Origin of the sequence: Pigmentiphaga sp. (assembly GCF_033795525.1) — a bacterium.
In the GTDB taxonomy this organism is placed as follows: Bacteria; Pseudomonadota; Gammaproteobacteria; order Burkholderiales; family Burkholderiaceae_B; genus Pigmentiphaga.
Map to the genome: position 1 here is coordinate 279,112 of NZ_JARYGM010000001.1, position 12,537 is coordinate 291,648.

The window sequence follows — 12,537 nt, forward strand, 5'->3', positions numbered from 1 at the left end:
AGAACCAGTCTTACGGAGGAACCGTGTCCAATCAGCTTGAAGCCTTGCGGCGCCACACGGTGGTGGTGGCCGACACCGGAGATTTCGAGGCCATGCGGGCCTTCCGCCCCACCGATGCGACCACCAACCCTTCGCTGATCCTCAAGGCGGTGCAGAAAGAAGCCTACCAACCGTTGCTGGCCCGCACCGTACGCGATTACCGCGGCGCCAGCGCGGCAGAACTGATGGACCGGCTGCTGGTTGCCTTCGGCATCGAGATCCTCGGCATCGTGCCCGGCCGGGTCTCGACCGAAGTCGATGCCCGCCTTTCCTTCGATACCCGCGCGACCATCGAGCGGGCGCGCACCATCATCTCGTGCTATGAAGCCGCCGGCGTCCCCCGCGAACGCGTCCTGATCAAGATCGCCTCGACCTGGGAGGGCATCCAGGCCGCGCGCGTGCTGCAATCCGAAGGCATCCGCTGCAACATGACGCTGCTGTTCTCGCTGGTCCAGGCGGCAGCCTGCGCCGATGCCGGCGTGCAACTGATTTCGCCGTTCGTCGGACGGATCTACGACTGGTACAAGAAATCCCTGGGCGCGCAATGGGACGAGGCCAAGTACAGCGGCGCCGACGACCCGGGCGTGCAGTCGGTCACCCGCATCTACGAATACTTCAAGAAGTTCGGCATCGCCACGGAAATCATGGGCGCCAGCTTCCGCAACACCGGACAGATCGTGGCGCTGGCCGGCTGCGATCTGCTCACGATCAGTCCGGAACTGCTGGCCACCCTGGAACAGACGCAAGGCGACGTGGCCGCGCGCCTGACACCGGCGCTGGCGCAGGCAACCCGGGTTTCCCGGCTCGACACGTCGGAAGTCGCATTCCGCACGCAGCTCAACGACGACGCCATGGGCACCGAGAAACTGGCCGAAGGCATCCGGCAATTCGCGGCCGACGCCATCAAGCTCGATGCCTTGATCGAGCGGGCGCGAGGATGAGCCGGGATACACGATGACAACGCCCGATATCGAACGCCGGCTCACCGAACTGGAAATCAAGGCGGGCTTCGCCGAAGACCTGCTGGAGCGGCTGAACGAGACCGTTTTCCGGCAGCAGCAACAGATAGAGCTATTGGCCCGGGAGCTTTCCGCGTTGCGGCGGCAGCTGGCCGAGTCCCCTACGCCGGCCGGGCCCCGCAACCCCCGGGACGACATTCCCCCGCATTACTGAAGCTTCCCTGAACCGCAAGGGGCGTCGCCACCCCGTGCGTCGGGCGGCCCACAGGACTACGGCGCCCGCCGGTCCATCAACGCCCAGGCGATGGTGCCGGCGTCGACGTATTCCAGTTCGCTGCCCGCAGGCACGCCGCGCGCCAGGCGTGTGACGCCCAGGCCGCGCGCTCGCAGCAGCTCGGCCAGGTAGTGTGCGGTGGTCTCGCCCTCGGTGGTGAAATTGGTGGCCAGGATGACTTCCTTGACCTGACCGTCGGCCGCCCGCTCCAGCAGTCGATCGAACCCGACCTCATGGGGACCGACGCCCTCGAGGGGCGAGAGTCGTCCCATCAGGACGAAATACAACCCGTTGTAGCTATGGCTGGCCTCGATCATGTTCTGGTCGGCCGGCGTCTCGACCACGCACAGCAAGCCAGGATCGCGCCGCGGGTTGGCGCAGGTTTCACAGATCTCGGACTCGGTGAAAGTATTGCAGCGCGCGCAATGGCGCAGTCGATCGACGGCGTCGCCCAGCGCCTGGCTCAGCAGCCGGGCGCCGTGCGGGTCGTGCTGCAGCAGATGGTAGGCCATCCGCTGCGCCGACTTGGCGCCCACCCCAGGCAGGCGCTTGAGGGCATCGACCAGCACCGAAAGCGGCGCCGGCCCGACGAATCTATCGCCCGCCATGCGAACCCTTGATCAGAACGGCAGCTTCATGCCCGGCGGCAGCGGCAGCCCGGCGGTCAGCGCAGACATTTTCTCCTGGCTGGTCGCTTCGGCCTTGCGCAAGGCATCGTTGAACGCGGCGGCCACGAGATCTTCCAGCATGTCCTTGTCGTCGGCCAGCAGGCTCGGATCGATCGCCACGCGCTTGACGTCGTTGCGGCACGACATGGTCACCTTTACCAAGCCGCCACCGGAAGCGCCCTCGACGAGGATGTCGGCCAGCGCTTCCTGCGCCTTCTTCATGTTTTCCTGCATCTGCTGCGCCTGGCGCATCAGGCCGGCAAGCTGTCCTTTCATCATGATGGGGTTCCTTGGTTGGAGTCGGTGGAAACCGGGCGTATCGAGTCGGGCACGATCTGACCGCCGAAATTGTCGAGTAGATCCCGCACGAAGGGATCGGCCAGGATTGCCCGTTCGGCCGCTTCCTGGCGTGCCTGGCGCTCGGACTCGGCCACCGCGAAAGCGGTGGCGTCGCCGGTTTCGCCGATTTCGAAGCGTAGCCGCACGGGTACGCCGAAGTGGTTTTCCAGCACGGTGCGCAAACGCTCCACGCCGGCACCCTCGGCAAGGCCCCGGGTTGCCACGCGCAGAACGATGGTGCCGCCCTCGACGCCCACCCATTCGCTCTGCTGGGCCAACTGGGCGGCGAGGCCCTTGATGGGCAGCCGCGCGGCCAGCGAGGGCCAAGGTTCGGCCAGTTCGATGGCGGACGCGGGCTCCCGGACGGGTTCACGGGAGGACACCTCGGCGGGCGGCCTCGTATCAGTTTCCGGGACCCCTTCAAACTGCGGCTTCGTATCGGACGGGCGCCCGGCATCAGACCGCGGTTGCGCGTCGGCGGCCTGCCGCGTGCCGGCCGGCGGCCGTGCCTCTACGGGTGGCTCGGCCGGCGCCGGCTCGGACCGTCCGGCAGGGACAGGCGCAGCAACGGGGGCGGAGGCCGGGGCAGGCTCTGGCTCCGGAGGCGTCTTCGGACCCGTTTCATGCCGCGCCCGCTTTTGAGCCGGGGCAGACATGCTGCGGGCCGCGGCGAGGGCTTGGGCCGCAGCCGAGGCTCGCGCCGGGCCGCCGGACGGCTCCCGCACAGGCGACGGCGGAGGAACCGGCGCCGCCCTGGCGGCCACGGCCGCAGGCGCCTTCAGCGCAGCGGAACGGGGGGCCGGAGACGGCGTCTCGACCGGCACGCCCTGCGACTGCGACTCGGCGGTAAACGCCAGCATGCGCAGGCATGCCATGACGAAACCGGCGTATTCGTCAGGAGCGAGGGCCAGTTCCGCCCGGCTATGCACCGCAATGGAATAGAACAGCTGAATCTCGTCGGCGCTGAATTGCTGCGCCAGCCGCAGGATGTCGCCCGCCAGCGGATCGTCGTCCGGCAGGGTCCGTGGCACACGCTGGGCCATGCCCATGCGCGACAGCATGACCGCCAGGTCCGCCAACGCCCCGGTATACGACAGGCTGCGCGCCGCCAGCTCGTCCGCCACGGCGACCACCGCAGCGCCGTCTGCCGCCCGGATCGCCTCCAGCAGCCGGACCAGGTGCCGCTGGTCGATGGTGCCGAGCATGGTGCGCACCGCCTCTTCCGACAGATTGCCCGCACTATAGGCAATGGCCTGGTCGGTCAACGACAACGCGTCCCGCATGGATCCCCGTGCGGCCTGGCCGATCAGGCGCAGGGCAGGCGTCTCGAAGGGTACCTGTTCCTCGGTCAGCACATGCGCAAGATGGCCCACGATGGATTCAGGCGGCATTTGCTTCAGGTTGAACTGCAGGCAACGGCTCAGCACCGTGACCGGGATCTTCTGCGGATCGGTGGTCGCGAGGATGAACTTGACGTGAGGCGGGGGCTCCTCGAGCGTCTTGAGCATCGCGTTGAACGCATGGCCGGTCAGCATGTGCACTTCGTCGATCATGTAGACCTTGAAGCGCCCCGAAGTGGGCGAGTAGACGGCCTGCTCGAGCAGCTGGGTCATTTCGTCCACACCCCGGTTGGACGCCGCATCCAGCTCCAGGTAATCAACGAAGCGCCCGGCATCGATCTCGGTGCAGGCGCGGCACTGCCCGCAAGGCGTGGCGGTAATGCCGGTCTCGCAATTGAGCGACTTGGCGAGGATGCGCGACAACGTGGTCTTGCCGACCCCGCGCGTCCCGGTAAAGAGCCAGGCATGATGCAGGCGCTGGGTCGAGAGGGCGTGCGTCAGCGCACGCACCACGTGTTCTTGTCCGACCAGCGTATCGAATGAACGCGGCCGCCATTTGCGGGCCAGCACCAGGTAAGTCATGGAAAGTATTGTACCCCCCTGCGCTCGCAGAAAGCCCACCCCTGGCGGCCTTCGGCCATTCCATTGGAAGGGCGGCGCGGGCGGCCCGGCGAAGCCTCGTCCGTGGCGCCCGGATTCAAGGAGGGAAGATCGGTGGCGCGGCCGCTTAGCGGCTGCGCCCGCTGTGCAGGGCAGGCGCAAACGCAGGGGGGACAGCCGGGGGAATTGGGGTGGCGAGCCTGACTTCGGCACTGGCGGGTGACAGCTATGGCTGCTTCGTTCCCGACCTGACCAGGTTCACCGCTCCGCCATGCGAAGGGGCCCGCCACGTAGAAGTGTAGCAGTTACGGCGGGCCGCCGCTGGGCACCCTGCCCGTGGCAAATACCCAACGTATGCCCGCCGCAAGACGGAGCGGCCGCCCGCTCCGGAAAAAAAACACACTGACCGCTTCGTGACACTTGGAAAAACCACTTTTTTGCGGTTACCATAAGGTTATCTCGGGCTCTACGCCGACCGGTTCCGGCGCCTACCTGCCCTGCTCCAGCCGCGCATCGTGCTTCCACGCATCGCCAAGGGGTACTCCCGTCAGGACCCGCGCATAAAAATTTCCAGGAAGGGGTCTGGAATCCGAGCATCGGCGCCCATATAACTATCGAGCGACATACCGCGATATACCCCGATATACCTTTACCGCGCGCTGCACGGCTCTCCCGTGCACATTGCGCATACCTCCAGAAGGAAAACCATGAGCGACGCGATCAAGCACGTGAGCGACTCCAGCTTCGATGCCGACGTACTTCAAGCCAATGAACCGGTCCTGGTCGATTACTGGGCCGAATGGTGCGGTCCCTGCAAGATGATCGCGCCCATCCTGGAAGAAGCCGCGGCGCAATACAAGGGCAAGCTGACGATCGCCAAAGTGAACGTCGATGAGAACAACGCCACGGCGGCCAAGTACGGCATCCGCGGCATTCCCACCTTGATGCTGTTCAAGAACGGCCAGGTGGTGGCAACCAAGGTCGGCGCGCTGTCCAAGTCGCAGCTCACCGCCTTCCTGGACAGCTCGCTGTAATCCAATAAACGACACGGACCGGCCCTCGCGCCGGTCTTTTCCGATCAACCTACCACGCCCTCTCTTGCGCACAGGCGGGGCCCCGGCCTCGGGAACAGCCCTCCGCCCCCAGGAGCAACAGACTCCCTGCGCAAAGTCCTCTACCGAGGACGTGTCACCACCAAGAACTCCCCCCGGAGCTTTATCCGAGATGCATCTCAACGAACTGAAGGCGCTGCACGTATCGCAACTGCTGGAAATGGCTGCCACGCTCGAAATCGAGAATGCCAGCCGCCTGCGCAAGCAGGAACTGATGTTTGCCATCATGAAGCGGCGCGCCAAACAGGGTGAACCGATTTTCGGCGACGGCGTGCTCGAAGTGCTGCCCGACGGTTTCGGCTTCCTGCGTTCGCCTGAAACGTCCTACCTGGCCAGTACCGACGACATCTACATTTCGCCTTCGCAGATCCGCCGCTTCAACCTGCATACCGGCGACTCCATCGAGGGCGAGGTCCGCACCCCCAAGGACGGCGAACGCTACTTCGCCCTGGTCAAGGTGGACAAGGTCAACGGCCAGGCGCCGGAGACCATGAAGCACCGGATCATGTTCGAGAACCTGACGCCGCTGCACCCGAACAAGCCGCTGCGCCTCGAACGCGACATCAAGAGCGAGGAAAACCTCACCGGCCGCATCATGGACATCTTCGCGCCGATCGGCAAAGGCCAGCGCGGCCTGCTGGTGGCCAGCCCCAAGTCGGGCAAGACGGTGATGATGCAGCACATTGCGCACGCCATCACCGCCAACCACCCGGACGTCACCATGATCGTGCTCATGATCGACGAACGCCCGGAAGAAGTGACCGAGATGCAGCGCTCGGTGCGCGGCGAAGTGGTCGCCTCCACCTTCGACGAACCTGCCACCCGTCACGTGCAAGTGGCCGAAATGGTGATCGAGAAGGCCAAGCGCCTGGTCGAACTCAAGCATGACGTCGTCATCCTGCTCGACTCCATCACCCGCCTCGCCCGCGCCTACAACACCGTGGTCCCGGCCTCCGGCAAGGTGCTGACCGGCGGCGTCGACGCCAACGCCCTGCAACGCCCCAAGCGCTTCTTCGGCGCCGCCCGCAACATCGAAGAAGGCGGCTCGCTCACCATCATCGGCACGGCCCTGATCGAAACGGGCAGCCGCATGGACGACGTGATCTACGAAGAATTCAAGGGCACCGGCAACTCCGAAGTCCACCTGGAACGCCGCCTGGCCGAAAAGCGCGTCTACCCGGCCATCAACCTGAACAAATCCGGCACCCGCCGCGAGGAACTGCTCATCAAACCCGACGTCCTGCAAAAGGTCTGGGTCCTGCGCAAATTCATCTTCGACATGGACGAAATCCAATCGATGGAATTCATCCTGGACAAGATGCGCTCGACCAAGAACAACGCCGAGTTCTTCGACATGATGAAAAAGGGCGGCTAAGCCCTCCCGCGCGCCATCGGCAGCCGTCTCAAGAACCCCACCCCAGCGCCCCCACCGACACACGACAGTTGCACACCCGATAAAATCCCGCGATAATATCGGGCTTAGCTCTCAAAATTGGGCACGTTGTCGGACCGGCTTTCCATCCCCTGCGGGATGTGGGGCCCCAGGCGCAAGCAAACGTCTCGGCTGGCGACCCGCACTTTCCAAGGAAGACCATGAAAGAAGGCATCCACCCCGAATACCGCGAAGTCGTGTTCCAGGACCTCCAGACCGGTAACAAATTCATTACCCGTTCGACCCTGAACAGCCGCGAAACCATCGAAATCGACGGCAAGACCTACCCGCTCTTCAAATGCGACGTAACGTCTGAATCGCACCCCTTCTACACCGGTGCGCAAACCCGTATCGTCGAAACCGGCCGCGTTGAAAAATTCCGCGCCCGTTTCGCCCGCACGACCGGCAAGCCGTCTGCCTAAGCGGCACTGTCCCCAGCAAAAAAGGCAGCCCTCGCGGCTGCCTTTTTTGTCTGGTAACACACCCGACGGCCAGCTCCCCACCGCCAGGGAAGCGCACCAGCGCCCACGGGACACTAGAATTCGATTTGTCGCCTGTTAGGCCCCAGCCGCTCGATGTCCGATCGATTTTCGTCCTCGTTCTACCCTTCGGTGACGCCCACTCCGGCGCGCCTGACCGCGCTCGCGGCGATCAAGCTGCCGCGCTGGTGGCTGCTTGGCCTCTGCCTGCTCTACATCGTGACAGGGCTGGTCATGCGCGAGCCCTGGAAAAGCGAGGACGTGATCGGTTTGGCCCAGATGTGGAGCGCCTACGATGGCGGATGGCGACAGTGGCTGGCGCCGGAGGCCGCCGGAGTGGCCGTATCCCAGGAAGGGCCGCTTGCAACCTGGGTGGGGGCGCTTTGCATGTGGCTGTTTTCGCCCCTACTCGGCTATATCATGGCGGGACGAGTGCCCAATCTGGTCTGGTTCGGCATTGCCAGCTCCAGTCTCTGGTATGGCGCCTACCTGCTGGGCCGCCGGGCGGAAGCGCAACCGCTCGCCCTGCCCTTCGGTGGCCAGCCGGAGCCCCGCGATTACGGGCGCATGCTGGCCGATGCGGCCCTATTGCTGCTATTGGCCACGCTGGGGATTCTGTGGCGCAGCCACGAAACGTCCGCTGAACCGGCCAGCCTCGCCTTCCATGCCCTGGCCTTCTATTCCCTCGCCCGTATGCTGGACCATCCCCGGTCCGGGGCATTCACCTTGGGCCTGGCGCTGGCCGGCGCCTTCCTTGCACGGGGGTTTCCGGCGCTCGTCCCGCAACTGCTCGCGATCGCCCTATTGGCCTGGCGCTGCCAGGCGCTGCGGCCGGCGGTACGATGGATGGCGTGGATCAGCCTGCCCATCGGCCTTGCCCTTGCGCTGGCCTGGTGGTGGCCCACGGCGGTGCTCAATCCCTACTGGATGAACGGCTGGTGGAATTGGAATGCCAGTGTGTTCGGCCTGATGACGCCCAATGGGCTCTCCGGCGCCGTGCGCAACATGCCCTGGTTCCTGTGGCCGACCGGCCCGCTCGCCCTGCTGGCGCTGTGGCGCTGGCGCGGCCATTTACGGTCGCCGCATATCCAGGTGCCGCTGGCCTCGATGCTGGCGGGACTGGTCATGCTCTGCCTCACCCGCGAACCGGTCGACGCTGAATACCTGACGCTCGTCCCCGCCTGCGCGATGCTGGGGGCGCTCGCGCTGCCGACTTTGCGGCGGGGCCTGGTCAACGCCTTGGACTGGTTCGCCGTCATGGTGTTTTCGGCGGCGGCCTGCGTCGTCTGGATGGGCTGGATCGCGATCATGACCGGGGTACCCCCGAAGATCGCGCGCAACATCGCCCGCCAGACACCGGGCTTCGAAGCGGACTTCTCGATATTCGCGTTCACGGCGGCAACGGCCGCATCGATCGCCTGGATCGCGCTCATCATCTGGCGGTTCCGGTCTCGCCCCACCGGGCTTTGGCGCGGCACGGTGCTGTCGGCGGGCGGCGTGGTTGCCTGCTGGCTGTTGATCATGACATTGTGGCTGCCGTCGATCAATTACAACAAAAGCTACCGCGAGGTCTCGAACCATATCGCCCGCACGCTGACTGACGAACGGGCGCGGACTGGCAAGCACGAATGCGTCCGCAGCGCGGGCTTGGGCCTGTCCCAGCGCGCCTCGTTTGCCGTCTTCGACAACCTGCGCTTCGAATTATCCGGCGACTGTCCGCTCGTCTTGCTCCAGGGCAATGCCAGCGTGCTGTGGAATACCATCCGCAAAGGCGAATACGCCGGAGGCCGCGTGCTGTGGGAAGGCACGCGCGCGGCGGAATTCCGCCGCGCGCCCGACTCCCGCGAATATTTCATCCTGCTGCGCCCGGGTCCGGCCGGGCGCCCCGGACCGTGAGCGGCCCTGCGGCCGAGCTTCCCGCCGGCTGGGGCGCCACACTGCGCCGCATCCTGCAACAGGGCTGGCCGGTCCTGGTCGGCCAGTGGGCCAGCATGGCGTTCGGCGTATTGGACACCGCCATGACGGGCCACGCATCTCCTGTCGCGCTGGCCGCCATGGCACTGGCGGTTTCCATCTACGTCACGGTCTTCATCGGCCTGACCGGCGTCCTGCACGCACTGATACCCATCGCGGCGCAGCATTTCGGCGGGCGGCGCCTGGCGGACATCGGGCGCGCCTGGGGACAGGCGGCGTGGCTCTCGTTCGGCCTTGCGCTCGTGGGCGGCCTGGCCATGATGTTCCCGGACGCGTGGCTGGCCATGTCGGGCGACATCGATCCGGCCGTACGAGCCCAGGTGCATGGCTACCTGTACATGCTTATCCTCGCGCTGCCGGCGGCGCTACTGTTCCGTACCGTCTATGCCCTCAATACCGCCGTCTCGCGGCCCAAGGTGGTCATGGCGATCAACATCGCCGGCATCGGGTTCAAGGTACTGTTCAACTGGCTTTTCATCTATGGCAAGTTCGGCCTGCCCGCCCTGGGGGCCGTCGGCGCCGGGCTGTCGACCGCCCTCGTATTCTGGATCAGCTTAGGCATCAGCGCGGTGGTACTGCGCCGCGACCCGTTCTATCGACCCTTCCGCCTGCGCATGGGCCGCCCGGATCCCAAGGCCCTGGGAGAATTGCTAAGGCTGGGCTTGCCCATGGGCGCCTCTTACCTGATCGAGGTCACCTCGTTCACGTTCATGGCCTTGCTAGTCGCGCGCGAAGGCATTTTCGCCACCGGCGGCCACCAGATCATGGCTAACCTGGCCGCGCTTTGCTTCATGATGCCGCTGGCGCTGGGGGTGTCCACCGGCGCGCTGACCGCACAGGCCATAGGCGCCGGTGACACGCTGCGGGCCCGGCGTACGGGCGCGGCGGGGCTGGGGGTTTGCATGGCGGGCGCGCTGCTGACCATCGCCGTCGTCATCCTGGCCCGCCAGCCCATCGTGCGGGCCTACACCAGCGATCCCGGTGTAGGGGCGGTTGCCGTGGGGCTGCTCGGCATGCTGGCGTTCTTCCACCTGTTCGACGCCTTGCAATGCATGTCCAGCTACCTGCTGCGCGCCTACAAGGTGGCGGTCATCCCCATGCTGATCCAGGCGGGGACCTTGTGGGGCATCGGACTGCTAGGCGGGTGGTGGCTGTCCTTCGGCCCAGGCGCAGGGGCGCTGGCGGGAGTCGTGGCGGGCTTGATGCCCGGGGCGCCGGTAGGCGCCGGGACGATGTGGCTGATGGCTTCGGTCAGCATGGCGATATCCGCGCTCATGCTGCAATACTGCTACTGGCGGGTGGCCGGCCGCCGGCCTGCAGGCAAGCTGGCGGTACCGGCCTAGCGGCGCGGGGCTACACCCGCAGGAAATGCTCGCGGTAGTACTTGAGCTCGTCGATGGATTCGTAGATATCCGCCAGCGCCTCGTGCTTGCTCTTTTTCTCGAAGCCTTTGTAGATGTCGGGCTTCCACCGGCGGCACAACTCCTTCAGGGTGCTGACGTCGAGGTTGCGGTAATGGAAAAAAGCCTCCAGGCGGGGCATGTAGCGATACATGAAGCGCCGGTCCTGGCTGATGGTGTTGCCGCACAGCGGTGATTTGCCGGCGGGCACATATTGCCCGAGGAACTCGAGGAGGATGTCCTCGGCTTGCGCTTCGGTCAGCGTCGACGCCTTCACCTTGTCGATCAGGCCGCTCCTGCCATGGGTAGCCTTGTTCCAGGCGTCCATCCCGTCGAGCAGCGCGTCCGGCTGCTTGAGCACCAGCACCGGCCCCTCGGCCACCACCTCGAGCTGGGCGTCGGTCACCACCACCGCAACTTCGATGATGCGTTCCTTTTCCGGGTCCAGGCCTGTCATTTCCATGTCGAGCCAAACCAGGTGATTTTCGTTCAACGCCATATAATCGATGCTCCGGAGCTATGCATAATCGCGCGCGCAGCGCCGTGCGGCCGCGCGGGCATAAATGGCAATTTTCTCACAGGCTGGCGCATCTGCCGCCCGAATGCACCGCGGGGGCGCATCGGGACTTGTGCGTACGTCCACTGACATCGGGCCGTCGTCATCGTGTTTACCCTGTTGTTCGTCTTCCTGCTGCTGGCGGGCGTCGCCACCCGGCTATGGCTGGCGACCCGCCAGACGCGCCACATCGCGCGCCACCGGGAACAAGTACCGCCGGAGTTTACGGACCGCATAGGCGAGGCCAGCCATCGGCGCGCCGCGGACTACACCGTCGCCCGCATCCGGCTGGATATGGTCGCGCTGATTTTCGACACGGCGGTCCTGGTCGGGCTGACCTTGCTGGGCGGCCTGCAGGCGCTGAACGAACTCGCCGCGGGGCTGGCGGGGTCCGACTTCACCCGCCAATTGCTGCTGGTCGGCATGGTGGCCGCCTTGCTGGCGGTACTGGATCTGCCCTTCACGATATGGCGCCAGTTCGTGCTCGAGGCGCGCTTCGGATTCAACCGCATGACTTGGCGGCTGTTCGCCGCGGATACCGCGAAAGGCCTCGCGCTGGCGCTGCTGTTCGGCCTGCCGCTGCTGTCGGCGCTGCTGTGGCTGATGGCCAGCGCCGGCCCATTCTGGTGGGTGTGGGGCTGGGCCTTGTGGGTCGTGTTCAACTTGTCGGTCATGCTGCTCTTCCCGACCGTCATCGCTCCGCTCTTCAACAAGTTCACGCCGCTGGCGGACCAGGCCCTGGCCGACAGGATCCATGCGCTGGCGCGCCGTACCGGCTTCGCGCTGGACGGCCTGTTCGTCATGGACGGGTCCAAGCGCTCCGCCCACGGCAACGCCTACTTCACCGGGCTGGGCAAAAGCAAGCGCATCGTGTTTTTCGATACCTTGCTAGCGCGGCTCGCACCCGAAGAAATCGAAGCCGTGCTGGCGCACGAGCTCGGCCACTTCAAGCACCGGCACATCGCCAAGCGGCTGGCCTTCGGCTTTGGCATTTCGCTGATCTTCTTCGCCCTGTTGGGATGGCTGTCCCAGCAAGTCTGGTTTTATACCGGGCTGGGCACCGTGCCCATGCTTGGCGGCCGCAACGACGCGCTGGCCCTCGTCCTGTTTTTCCTCGTCGCCCCGGTCTTCACCTTTGCCTTCATCCCGCTTGCCAGCTGGTACTCGCGCAAGCATGAATTCGAAGCCGACCGATTCGCCAGCGAACAGACCAATCCGGCCAACCTCGTCTCGGCCCTGGTCAAGCTCTACGACGACAATGCGGCCACGTTGACGCCAGACCCGCTGCATTCGGCCTTCTATGATTCGCACCCGCCCGCCAGCATACGAATAGGGCGGCTGCGACCGAAGGTCCATGCGGCCTGA

Annotated in this window: 12 protein-coding genes and 1 other RNA gene; 8 read left to right on the plus strand and 5 right to left on the minus strand. The window is 65.5% G+C overall.

From position 1 onward, the window contains the following. Positions 1-23: 23 nt before the first annotated feature. Both tal and QHC78_RS01370 read left to right on the plus strand, forming a co-directional pair. Positions 24-980, plus strand: coding sequence for a transaldolase (gene tal / locus QHC78_RS01365; RefSeq protein WP_319742077.1), 957 nt, complete (start codon positions 24-26; stop codon positions 978-980). Between the two features lie 13 nt (positions 981-993). Then, on the plus strand, positions 994-1,212 hold the full coding sequence (locus QHC78_RS01370; protein ID WP_319742078.1) for a SlyX family protein: 219 nt from the start codon (positions 994-996) through the stop codon (positions 1,210-1,212). 56 nt (positions 1,213-1,268) lie between these two features. On the opposite strand, the gene recR is transcribed toward QHC78_RS01370, so the two are convergent. From recR to ffs, 4 genes are all read right to left on the minus strand, one after another. Continuing rightward, entirely contained in the window at positions 1,269-1,880 is a 612-nt protein-coding gene (recR, locus tag QHC78_RS01375) for a recombination mediator RecR (protein ID WP_319742079.1), read from the minus strand. Positions 1,881-1,892: 12 nt separating this feature from the next. Then, positions 1,893-2,219, minus strand: coding sequence for a YbaB/EbfC family nucleoid-associated protein (locus tag QHC78_RS01380; protein WP_319742080.1), 327 nt, complete (start codon positions 2,217-2,219; stop codon positions 1,893-1,895). Next, positions 2,216-4,201, minus strand: a complete 1,986-nt coding sequence (gene dnaX / locus QHC78_RS01385; RefSeq protein ID WP_319742081.1) for a DNA polymerase III subunit gamma/tau — start codon at positions 4,199-4,201, stop codon at positions 2,216-2,218. The genes QHC78_RS01380 and dnaX overlap by 4 nt, the downstream gene beginning before the upstream one ends. Positions 4,202-4,409: 208 nt before the next feature. Next, positions 4,410-4,507, minus strand: an RNA gene (ffs, locus tag QHC78_RS01390) — signal recognition particle sRNA small type. Positions 4,508-4,926: 419 nt separating this feature from the next. On the opposite strand from ffs, the gene trxA reads away from it, so the two are divergent. The 5 genes from trxA (at position 4,927) to QHC78_RS01415 (ending at position 10,559) form a co-directional block, all read left to right on the plus strand. Continuing rightward, complete coding sequence (trxA, locus tag QHC78_RS01395) at positions 4,927-5,253, plus strand: thioredoxin TrxA (protein WP_319742082.1); 327 nt, start codon at positions 4,927-4,929, stop codon at positions 5,251-5,253. Between the two features lie 190 nt (positions 5,254-5,443). Beyond that, entirely contained in the window at positions 5,444-6,706 is a 1,263-nt protein-coding gene (gene rho, locus QHC78_RS01400) for a transcription termination factor Rho (protein ID WP_087782216.1), read from the plus strand. Between the two features lie 218 nt (positions 6,707-6,924). Next, on the plus strand, positions 6,925-7,185 hold the full coding sequence (locus QHC78_RS01405; RefSeq protein WP_319742083.1) for a type B 50S ribosomal protein L31: 261 nt from the start codon (positions 6,925-6,927) through the stop codon (positions 7,183-7,185). A gap of 153 nt (positions 7,186-7,338) precedes the next feature. Then, entirely contained in the window at positions 7,339-9,138 is a 1,800-nt protein-coding gene (locus QHC78_RS01410) for an ArnT family glycosyltransferase (protein ID WP_319742084.1), read from the plus strand. Then, a complete protein-coding gene (locus QHC78_RS01415; RefSeq protein ID WP_319742085.1) occupies positions 9,135-10,559 on the plus strand; it encodes an MATE family efflux transporter in 1,425 nt (474 codons plus the stop codon). The genes QHC78_RS01410 and QHC78_RS01415 overlap by 4 nt, the downstream gene beginning before the upstream one ends. Before the next feature lie 10 nt (positions 10,560-10,569). Here the strand turns inward: QHC78_RS01415 and orn are convergent, their stop codons facing one another. Then, positions 10,570-11,115, minus strand: coding sequence for an oligoribonuclease (gene orn / locus QHC78_RS01420; RefSeq protein ID WP_319742086.1), 546 nt, complete (start codon positions 11,113-11,115; stop codon positions 10,570-10,572). A gap of 165 nt (positions 11,116-11,280) precedes the next feature. On the opposite strand from orn, the gene QHC78_RS01425 reads away from it, so the two are divergent. Further along, complete coding sequence (locus tag QHC78_RS01425) at positions 11,281-12,537, plus strand: M48 family metallopeptidase (RefSeq protein ID WP_319742087.1); 1,257 nt, start codon at positions 11,281-11,283, stop codon at positions 12,535-12,537.

Coding starts and splice junctions, on each gene's coding strand:
- QHC78_RS01370 (WP_319742078.1), top strand. CDS start 994: ATGACAACGCCCGATATCGAACGCCGGCTCACCGAACTGGAAATCAAG.
- recR (WP_319742079.1), bottom strand. CDS start 1,880: ATGGCGGGCGATAGATTCGTCGGGCCGGCGCCGCTTTCGGTGCTGGTC.
- QHC78_RS01380 (WP_319742080.1), bottom strand. CDS start 2,219: ATGATGAAAGGACAGCTTGCCGGCCTGATGCGCCAGGCGCAGCAGATG.
- dnaX (WP_319742081.1), bottom strand. CDS start 4,201: ATGACTTACCTGGTGCTGGCCCGCAAATGGCGGCCGCGTTCATTCGAT.
- trxA (WP_319742082.1), top strand. CDS start 4,927: ATGAGCGACGCGATCAAGCACGTGAGCGACTCCAGCTTCGATGCCGAC.
- rho (WP_087782216.1), top strand. CDS start 5,444: ATGCATCTCAACGAACTGAAGGCGCTGCACGTATCGCAACTGCTGGAA.
- QHC78_RS01405 (WP_319742083.1), top strand. CDS start 6,925: ATGAAAGAAGGCATCCACCCCGAATACCGCGAAGTCGTGTTCCAGGAC.
- QHC78_RS01410 (WP_319742084.1), top strand. CDS start 7,339: ATGTCCGATCGATTTTCGTCCTCGTTCTACCCTTCGGTGACGCCCACT.
- orn (WP_319742086.1), bottom strand. CDS start 11,115: ATGGCGTTGAACGAAAATCACCTGGTTTGGCTCGACATGGAAATGACA.